7 protein-coding genes and 1 pseudogene are annotated in these 8,772 nt (G+C 64.9%); 5 read left to right on the top strand and 3 right to left on the bottom strand.

Annotated elements, in window-relative coordinates:
• Positions 1–73 precede the first annotated feature (73 nt).
• Positions 74–1,579, bottom strand: coding sequence for a hypothetical protein (locus FOF48_RS35955; RefSeq protein ID WP_186002220.1), 1,506 nt, complete (start codon positions 1,577–1,579; stop codon positions 74–76).
• 209 nt (positions 1,580–1,788) lie between these two features.
• Between FOF48_RS35955 and FOF48_RS35950 the strand changes: the two genes are divergently transcribed.
• The 5 genes and pseudogenes from FOF48_RS35950 to FOF48_RS35930 all read left to right on the top strand — a co-directional run.
• Entirely contained in the window at positions 1,789–2,505 is a 717-nt protein-coding gene (locus FOF48_RS35950; protein ID WP_143909511.1) for a class I SAM-dependent methyltransferase, read from the top strand.
• 140 nt (positions 2,506–2,645) lie between these two features.
• Positions 2,646–3,230 carry a hypothetical protein gene (locus FOF48_RS35945; protein WP_143909509.1) on the top strand — a complete coding sequence of 195 codons (585 nt, stop codon included), beginning with the start codon at positions 2,646–2,648 and terminating at the stop codon, positions 3,228–3,230.
• Positions 3,231–3,252: 22 nt separating this feature from the next.
• Positions 3,253–4,506, top strand: coding sequence for a cytochrome c (locus FOF48_RS35940; RefSeq protein WP_143909507.1), 1,254 nt, complete (start codon positions 3,253–3,255; stop codon positions 4,504–4,506).
• Positions 4,507–6,118: 1,612 nt separating this feature from the next.
• The gene (locus tag FOF48_RS36705; RefSeq protein WP_186002219.1) at positions 6,119–6,292 is read left to right on the top strand and encodes a hypothetical protein; all 174 of its coding nucleotides are present in this window, start codon (positions 6,119–6,121) and stop codon (positions 6,290–6,292) included.
• A gap of 2 nt (positions 6,293–6,294) precedes the next feature.
• Positions 6,295–6,441, top strand: a pseudogene (locus FOF48_RS35930) (transposase); the annotation flags it as partial.
• Positions 6,442–6,488: 47 nt separating this feature from the next.
• Here the strand turns inward: FOF48_RS35930 and FOF48_RS35925 are convergent.
• Together FOF48_RS35925 and FOF48_RS37805 are read right to left on the bottom strand one after the other, a co-directional pair.
• Positions 6,489–7,037, bottom strand: a complete 549-nt coding sequence (locus FOF48_RS35925) for a HEAT repeat domain-containing protein (RefSeq protein WP_186002218.1) — start codon at positions 7,035–7,037, stop codon at positions 6,489–6,491.
• A gap of 8 nt (positions 7,038–7,045) precedes the next feature.
• Complete coding sequence (locus tag FOF48_RS37805) at positions 7,046–7,366, bottom strand: transposase (RefSeq protein WP_143909501.1); 321 nt, start codon at positions 7,364–7,366, stop codon at positions 7,046–7,048.
• Between the last annotated feature and the right edge of the window lie 1,406 nt (positions 7,367–8,772).

The raw sequence follows: 8,772 nt of genomic DNA, 5'->3' as shown, positions 1-8,772 counted from the left end.
TCAACTACCTGGCCCTGGTGCAGGTGGCGCTCATCTTCTCCTACCTGCGCCACCTGCATCCATCAGACACGGCCTAGAACACGCTGGGCTTGGACGGCCCGCTGTGGCTGGGGGGCGGGGAGAAGGACGGGGGCGCGGAGGAGGGAGGCGCGGCCCGGGGCCCGAGGATGGCGGGCATGGAGGGCGTGAGCTCTCCGACATACAGCAGTCCCTGGAAGCCTTCCTCGGCGGACGACCCGGTCATCTGGATGTACGGGCTCAGCCCGGGGAGGGCCGCGACGCGGGGAGCGGGCGTGGCGCCGACGATGCCGCAGACCAGGCGGGCGTCACGGTCCAGGTCGCAGCCCCAGCGCGTGCCCTGGGCGAAGCTCATCTCCAGCACGAAGAGGGCGGGGTCCTGCTGGTGCAGCACGTGGGCCATGGGAGTGAAGGCCGGGTCCCACTGCGTGCCCTTCTCGATGCGCGTATGGGTGTTGCCCGCGAGCACGATGTGGATCTCCTCTGGCTTGTTGGCGCGGCGCTTCGTCCACACGCTGGCCTGGGCCGCGTCGCGTTCACTGCCGCGGAGCACGTCCGTGTCATAGGCCACCAGGTTCACGCGCAGGCCCGCGGTGCGCAGGGCGCGCACCCGATCGATGAGGTCCAGCACGGCGCGGCTGCTGCGCCCGTCCTGGTACGGCCGCGACCAGAAGCGGCCCTCCAGCAGCGTGTCCTGGTCCGCCGGAGCGCCGGGGCTCGACAGGTAGGCGTCCACGCGCGCCTGCTCCGAGGCGGGGAGGGACAGGCCGAGCACCACGGCGAGGCCCGTCTGGGCCGCCTGACACACGACGTGGCCCACCACCGCCGGTGCTTCGTTGGAGCCCAGCTGTTCGCCGATGAGCAGCGTCAGCCCCGGGTGGAGCAGCCCCTCCAGGCCCCGCACGGGCGTGGGGCACGGGCTCTCCGCGACCGCCTCCTCCTTCCAGCGCGACAGGTAGAACTCCGGCGTCCGCACGGCGGTGGGGCGCTTCTCCTCGATCACGTTGCCGCGGTTGACCTCGATGGAGGGTCCGGACTCCAGCCGCAGGGTGAGGGCCTTCTCCAGCTCCAGGTCCCGCGAGCCGTGCTGTGCGCCGCGCAGCATGGACAGGCGCTTGGTTTCCGTGTCGTCGAGGCTGAAGTTCACCTTCTTGGCGAAGGGGTTGGAGACCTGCTCACGGCGCTCCTCGAGCACCTTCCACCACTGATTGCGCCATTCGACGTCGTTGCCTATCGCCTGCTGCGACATCCGGAAGATGCGCACGACGGACTGGCGCGGGCTCACGGTGATGCCTGTCACCAGATAGCGGGTGAAGTCGAGGTTGCGCGTGCCGTTCCGGTCCGGGCGGGCCCATTGGGTGACCAGCTGGTTCGGGTCTTCCGTCTCCTCGAAGGTGTGTCCCTGCTCCTCCAGCAGCTGGCGCGTCGCAGCGAGCGCCTCCGCCAGGGGCTTCTGGAAGACGTGCTCGTACCGGGGCAGCTCCGCTTCGGGTCCTCTCTGGGAGTGGGCACAACCGATGGTCATCAAGGTCAGCGTGAAGACGAACCCGCGAAAGGACATCCAGCCTCCAGGCGTGAGCGGCGTTGGGTTTCCCGCAGGAGAACACATCCGATGTGCGGGAACTAAGGGGCCGTGCCGTGTGGCAAAAGGAGCTGTGCGTGGAGGGGCCGGCCGAAACTTCCGCCGATCCCATCTGAATTCTCGCCCTCCCCTTCATCGTGGGACTGGCGCATCGTGGGATTCCACTACTGGCCCCCGAGGCTCACGTCATGGCTCACGAACACTCCGTCCACCTGCATGGCTTTGGCGCGGATCGCGCCGCCCACTACGACCAGCAGGCGTCGGTCAGCCTGGCGGGTGTCCACGCGGCGTACGAGCTTGGTGTCAGCGCGCTGACCGCATGTCTCGACGGACAGGAGGCGGCGTCGCTGCTGTACGTGGGGTTGGGCACGGGCGCGGAGTTGATGCCCTATGCGCGCTTCGGCGTGCCGGGCTGGCGCTTCACGGGAGTGGAGCCGTCCGACGCCATGCTCGAGGTCGCCCGCAAGCGCCTGGAGGCGGAGGGGATGCTGTCGCGCACGCACCTGCATCAGGGAGCGCTGGGCACGCTGCCCGAGGGCCCCTTGTTCGACGGCGCGCAGGTGATGGGGGTCCTTCACCACGTGGAGGGCGAGGAGGCCCGGGTGGAGCTGCTGCGGGAGGTGACGCGGCGGCTCAAGCCCGGGGCGCCGCTGGTCCTGGGCTGCCGGATTGGCATGGACCCCGAGCTGATGAACGTGGAGCTGCGGCGGCTGCGGGCCTATGGAATCCCTCCGGAGACGCTGGAGCAGCGGCGCAAGCAATTCGCGCTGATGCGGCCCATCGAATCCGATGCGGCCCTGTTCGCGATGTTCGCGAAGGTCGAGCTGGTGACGCCGCGCCCGATTTTCGTCGCGCTTCAGTACAAGGTCTTCCTCGCGCGCTTCGACCCTGGCGCCGCGCGCTGAGCGTCGCCCTGGCGCCGCGCTTCATCCTGGCGGAGCTGCCGTCCATCGCCCCGAGCCGCGTCGCGCGCCGAGGTCGCACCTGAGGCCCGCCATGAGGACGTCACTCCCACTCCGGGTGTGGTACCTGCTAGCGTCGCTGGATGACCTCCCGTGCCCTGGTCTCCCTCGTGTTCTGCGCCTCGGTCTTCTGGCCGCTCCAGGTGCTCGCGTGCGGCAACTCGGTGGACCCCGCCGAGGTGCTCTTCACGCCGGTGTTCTGGGTGGAGATGGTCGTCTGGATCGTGGCCGCGGCGTTCTTCAACCGCGTCGTCCTCGTCAACGTCCAGGGGGCGACCGCGATGGGACAGCCCGGTCTGTCTGGCTTCCGGCGGACCTACTTCGTGCTCGTCGGTGCCGCGGTCGTCTTTCTGCTGGCCGCGGGTTCGACGCTCGTGCCGTTCCTCAACGTGCATGGCAACGATATCGCCTACTGCTCGATACGCGGTGTCGTACTGCTGATCCTGGCGATCACACCGGTGGCGCTCTTCGCGCTGCAGGCCGCGTTCCTCCACGGTCTGGGCAAGCGGCGGTCCGGCGGCACGGGACTGAGGCCCACGCTCCTGGGCGTGGCGCTTTCGTCAGTCGTGTTTGTGGGGGGGGTCGGGCTCTTCCGTGAGGAGCTCATCCTCCCGTTGATCTGCAGGGGGTCGAACCCGTTCGTATTCAGGGCCTCTCCCTACGACTGAGTCGCCCCGGGCTCTTCTTCTCGTGAACCTGCGCTCTCTTCCTCTCGCCTATCTGGCGGGTGCCGCGGTCCTGCTGGCCACGGCCGGCGGCGGCTTCGTGCTGTTCCGCGATGCCGATGTGTTGGCGGTGCGCTTCTCTCCGCCCGGAGTCCTGGCCCCCACGAAGCGCTCGCTGGAGACTCCGCGAGACGCCGTGGAGCATTTCCAGTGCAATCGGTGTCACGTGGTGCCCGGCGTCGAGCCGGCATCCGCGCGATTGGGCGAGAACTGCGTGACCTGCCATCAGGCCATCTCCGCCGGTCGGCTCGACTTCTGGTACAAGGAAGAAGAAGTCCAGCGGTGGAAGCAGCACCTGCTGCACCTGGTGCGGACTCCGGACCTGGGTTCGTTGAGCCAGCGGGTCAAGCGCGGTTGGCTCATCGGCTGGCTCCAGGCGCCGCACGTGGTGAGGCCGCTCTACGGCGCCACCATGCCGAGGATGAAGATTGGTCCGAGGGATGCCGAGCTCATCGCCGACTTCTTCGCGGTGACAGAGGAGGAGACGGGAGAGCGCGCGAGCGGTGACGTGGCCGCGGGCCGGGCGCTCTATGCGAAGAACGCCTGCGCGAGCTGTCACTTCCACGGAGATTCCCCGCTCGGGTCCCTGCGCTTCGGCGCGTCCGACTTCCGCGCCCCGTCGGCCCGGAGGCGGGCCCCGGACTTGCGTTACGTGCCCAGCCGCATGTCGCTCGCGCAGCTGCGGAGCTGGCTGAAGGATCCGCACCGCATCCTCCCCGACACGGAGATGCCCGCCTTCGAGTTCACCCCGAAGGAGATCGAGGACCTGGCGACCTTCCTGCGCGAACCGCTGCCCGAGGTGGCGGCCGTGCCGCGCCCTCGGTACCGGCCCCGCCAGTTGGAGCGAGAGGTGCACTACCCGGAGGTCGCGGAGAAGCTCTCGCGCCACCTCTGCTTCCACTGTCATTCCGACAGTGCGCGGCCAGGAGACCGGGGGCCGGGGAACAGCGGTGGTTTTGGCTACGACGGCGCCTCGCTGGACCTGGCGACGCGGGGGGGCATCATCCGAGGCGTCAAGCGGGACGGCCAGTTCCGAGGGCTCCCGGACCGGCTGGAGGATGGGACGCCAAGGCTGGTGGCCAGCCTGCTCGCCCGTCACGCGGAGATGGATGGGCAGACCCATCCGGAGGTGATGGGCATGCCCCTGGGGTTCCCGCCCATTTCCGAAGAGGAGATCGATCTGGTCTCCACGTGGATCGAGCAGGGCGCCCCGGAATAGGAGGGCGCTCGCGACGGTGTGTCTTGCGCGCTCATGCGCCGTTCGGGTCTTTCTGGCGTGTGCGAGGAACTGGGCGGGGGTGACGGTCGCGGCGACTGGCTCGGTGCCGGGCACGCTGAAGTGGATCCGGCCTGAGTTGAATCCGTCCTCCCTCTTCTTGACGGGACTGGTGGTGCCAGGGGGCATGCCCTGGGCGATGAGGGTGGCTGTCCACTGCTCGCGAGGAATGGCCCGTGCTTGATGGGACGGCTGAACGTTTCGCTCATCGCGCGGGCGAGGTCCTCCGTGGCGACGATTGGCACGGGGCGGTCTGTCGGCGTCAGGTGCGTGTCGGACCACCCGGTGGAGGTCGCTGCCGCGAGGCTGAAAGTGTAGTTCTCGAGGAAGGAGCCTGCCCGGACGAAGGCGGTCGGGAAGGGCAGGTCGCTCAGTGCTTCTGCCAGCAGGTGGGGTGCGGTGGCCGCTGCGCTACTGCGACCCAATCGAGGACAGCACCACCGGCCATGGCGGAGGTGACTGGCGAAGGGCTTCGCGGAGGCTGGCGATGAGGGTCTTTGCCTCCGGGAAACCGGCCGTCGGAGCCAGCACGGAGGGCCATCATCAAGATGGCTCCCTCGATTCTCGCCAGTGCTCCGGCGGCAGCCGAGGTGTCGTTGAAGTCGCCCTGGCGGACGTCAACGCCGAGGCGAGGCCACTCGGTGGCCTTGCGTGTGAATCGACTCTTGCAAACACTATCGCGCATGAGTTGAGTCATGGGCGCGACAATCTGCGCGGCGGTATTCATAATCCGCATGGAAACTGGTCATCCGTTGGTGATGGAAGCACCTAGGGTGCCGCGAATGCCCTTGAGGCATTTATTCGAGGCGAGAGATGAATACCGGCAATGGTCAGGCTTGGCAGGGTGTGCCGAAAGAATGCCTGCGGGAGTGGTCCGCTGTCTTCACAGTCTCAAGAGAAGGCTTGAACTTGTCATCGCCGTGTCCTGTCTGTGGTGCGCGAACACTCCATCGGTATTATCAGCATGGAAAGAAGGTCGAGGTTGTGGCTGGTGAGGAGTTGTATGTGTCGCGCGGGGCGAGTTGGGAGTGGTGCAGCACCTGTCGTTCTTATGAACATGCAACAGCACTTGTTCCGGCGTGGTGGTCAAGTGCTTTGGATGTAGATCTGTCAAGGCTCACGGCTGAGCCCGAGGTGTTGGAAGCAGCGCTTCGTCAAATGTGAGTGCTCGTCGGTTCGGCAAAGAGCTGGCAGCAGAATGCTGAGGATCAGGTTGTCGAAGGAGCCAAGGGCACTGCTCTTGGCTAGGAGGGTGTTGTCGAACCTCGGCGCGGTGAGCACCGTGAGGACCTGGGGAAGAGCTATCCATCAGACCTCACGGACGCGCAGTGGCGGCTGGTTGAGCCGTTGCTGGAGGACCTCTACCGGCGGGTCGGTCAGCCGCCCCTACACCCACGTCGGCGCATTCTTGATGCCCTCCTGTACGTCACGCGGGGAGTCCTTGGTGGATACCGCAGGCCTCGTTCACACGCTGCTCGTCCATCCAGCGAATGTCCAGGACAGGGACGGCACGCAGTTTCTGCTGGGCGGCATGTCCACGGAAGACGTCCCACGTATGCGGAAGCTTTGGGTGGACTCGGGCTACGCGGGCCAGGCCAAGTGCTGGCAGGAGGAGAAGTTCGACTGGGAGGTGGACGTCGTCCGTCGTCCCAACGATGGGCGGCAGCGTTGGGACGGCCTGCCTCCTGAGATTGAGCGGCCCCGCTTCCTCGTGGCTTCATGGTGGTGAAGCGCCGCTGGGTCGTGGAACGTACCTTCGGCTGGCTCAACCTCTTTCGCCGCCTCAGCAAAGACTACGAGCAGAAGCCCGCCTCCAGCGAAGCCTTCATCTGGTTGGCCATGACAGCGATTCTGCTGCGCCGACTCGCTCCTGTGTGAGGGTTCGACAACACCCTCTTGGCGCGGCCTGCCCCGAAAAGCCGCTTTCAGCGTCCATGAGGTTCGTAGTCAATGCATTCGATTGCGAACTGAGCGTTCTGGCCTATCGTTTCCACCCCCCTGTACGTGCGGCGGTCGTTCGCAGCGAGTCGCACCAACTCCGGGCGAGCGCGACGGCAGCGCATCGCCCCAAGCGCGAAAACGGCGTTGTAGAGGATCTCCACGGACGGATGTTGCAGGAGTGGGATGAGGACATCAGCGGCACGCTCGTAAACGTCGCCCCCGTTCAGGTGACCAACCTGATTGCCCAGCGACTCTATGGCCTGGCCTCGCAGGCTCTCGGTCGCGGCCGGGTCGATGATGGTTGCGTGGAGCGCTTCGAGGGTGAGGTCCGTGCCTGGGCTCAGTTCCCCGAGCAACCACGCGGCCACCTCTCGTCCATGCCCGGAATCGCCTCGTTGCAGGACGTTGGTCACTTCGGAAAGCACCGTACGATCCTTCCTGCGGGCGAGTTCCTTTGCGGCTTCGATGCACTCCAACGGCGAGCCCATGGCCAAGCGTCGAACAAGATCAGCAGATGGCAACTCGTCATCCATCCTCGGAATCATGGGGCTGCCCAAGCACTCAGTCCAGCGGCTTGCAACGCAGGTGGCCACCAGCGCGTAGAGGCCGGCGAGGTTTTCGCCCGTAGCCTGAACGTACCGGTCCTCACCCAACCCTGAAACCAGCGGTGGACCGTCTTGTAGGGCGGGTGCTTCTCCCGCGGCAACTCGCTCCACTGCGCGCCGGTCCGCAGAATCCACAGGATGCGGTCCCACAGCGCCCGTGAGGGCGTGGGAGTTCGCCCGGGTCGGTCCTCCCCCTTCCTCTTCCGCGCAGACAGGAACGGTTCAATCAGGCTCCACTGTTCATTCGTCAGATCCACCTGCCAGCTTCGAACATGGCCATCCCCTCCATGTCGATCAGCGGCCCGGCCTGAGCCTTCATGCCTGCTCGCTCAATTTCGAGACCAGCTCTAGGGAGACTCTGGGGCTTACGAACCCGTTTGCGCAGTAGGTGATTATTTACATGAGGAGCATTGGCGGCACGGATGAGGTGGTTCCAGCGATCGTCCATGAGCCAAGCCCTGTTCGAAGTCTTCTGTTGGGTGGGCCGACAAATGCAATTCATGGTGAATAGCTGACTTTCATGCGAGAGTCTGTGGCGGAGTGTTCTCGGTGCCCGAATTTTGACGAAAGATGGGGGCTTTGGCTTGGGGTGAAGAAAGCGTATGGTCATCTTGGGTCGGGGAGATTTTCTGTGTTGCTTGAAAGGTTTTGGGTATGGATGAAATTGTGTTTGTCGGGGATGTTCGGGCTGCGATAACAGCCGCGCAGTCTGGAGGAAGGGTGCTTTGTCCGAGATGTCGCTCGGCGTTGAAGATTGCGACCACTTTGGAGGACGCGAGGAAGTTGAGAACTCATCCAGGTATCTTCTGTCCGGTGGATGCCAAGCACGTTGCTGTGCATTTTAATTTGTCTGCTGTGAGCGATATTGTGATGAAGGGGTTTAGGAAGCCTAAGGGGTCAGAATGACAGTCGATTTTGGAGTGGCGACACAGGATGTTCCGCAGATGATTCGCCTGGAGGCTACGTTGCCGGTGCTAGTGGGTTCGACGGCTGTGTATCCGGATTTTCGATGGTGAAGGTGGAATTGCCGGCAGAGTTATTGAAGGGGTGGACGCCATTCGGCAATACCTCGAGAGGTAACAGATATGGGAACTCGATACGGAGTCCGTGAGAGTCCTGATATGCACAGTCTCGTTGGTTGCGCGAGAAGAGTAGCCGGGGCGGTGTCGGTGTCTGGTGTAGCTGACGAAGACCTGTTGCAGAGGCTTCATGATATCTTGTATGGCGAGAAGAATGCATGGGGCATTGCAAGTGATGCGTTGATAACTAGGTCCGAGGCAGCGCGGTTGGTGCTTGCGAATCTGGAGTCGTGGCTGATTGAGCGATCTGGCCGGGCTTGGCCCTCTCAGGCGGAATGGGACCTGGAGTTCCTTGTGCTTGATGTGGAGGATGCGCTGTTTGGCTCGCAAGGGCACTCATAGGTGTTATGTGGTTTGTATTGGCATAACAGCCCCCTGGTCCACAGTGGTGGCGCGTACTTCACCCCAGTCCGGGCGCGGCAGGCGGCTATAGTGAGTGGGCCATCTCCGCTGGTGCGCCACCTGATTGACCAAGAGGACCGACGTGTCGGAAACCTCGCGCCAAATGTAACCGTCCGGTGGACGTCGTGCCGGGAGGCTTGATGACAGACGCGGACCGTGCTCGGCGAGCACCGCGAGGAGCG

The sequence above is a fragment of the Corallococcus sp. Z5C101001 genome, assembly GCF_007352635.1.
Lineage (GTDB): Bacteria > Myxococcota > Myxococcia > Myxococcales > Myxococcaceae > Corallococcus > Corallococcus silvisoli.
The sequence above is the reverse complement of the archived record's forward strand: the minus strand, read 5'-3'. Positions and strand labels throughout refer to the sequence as shown.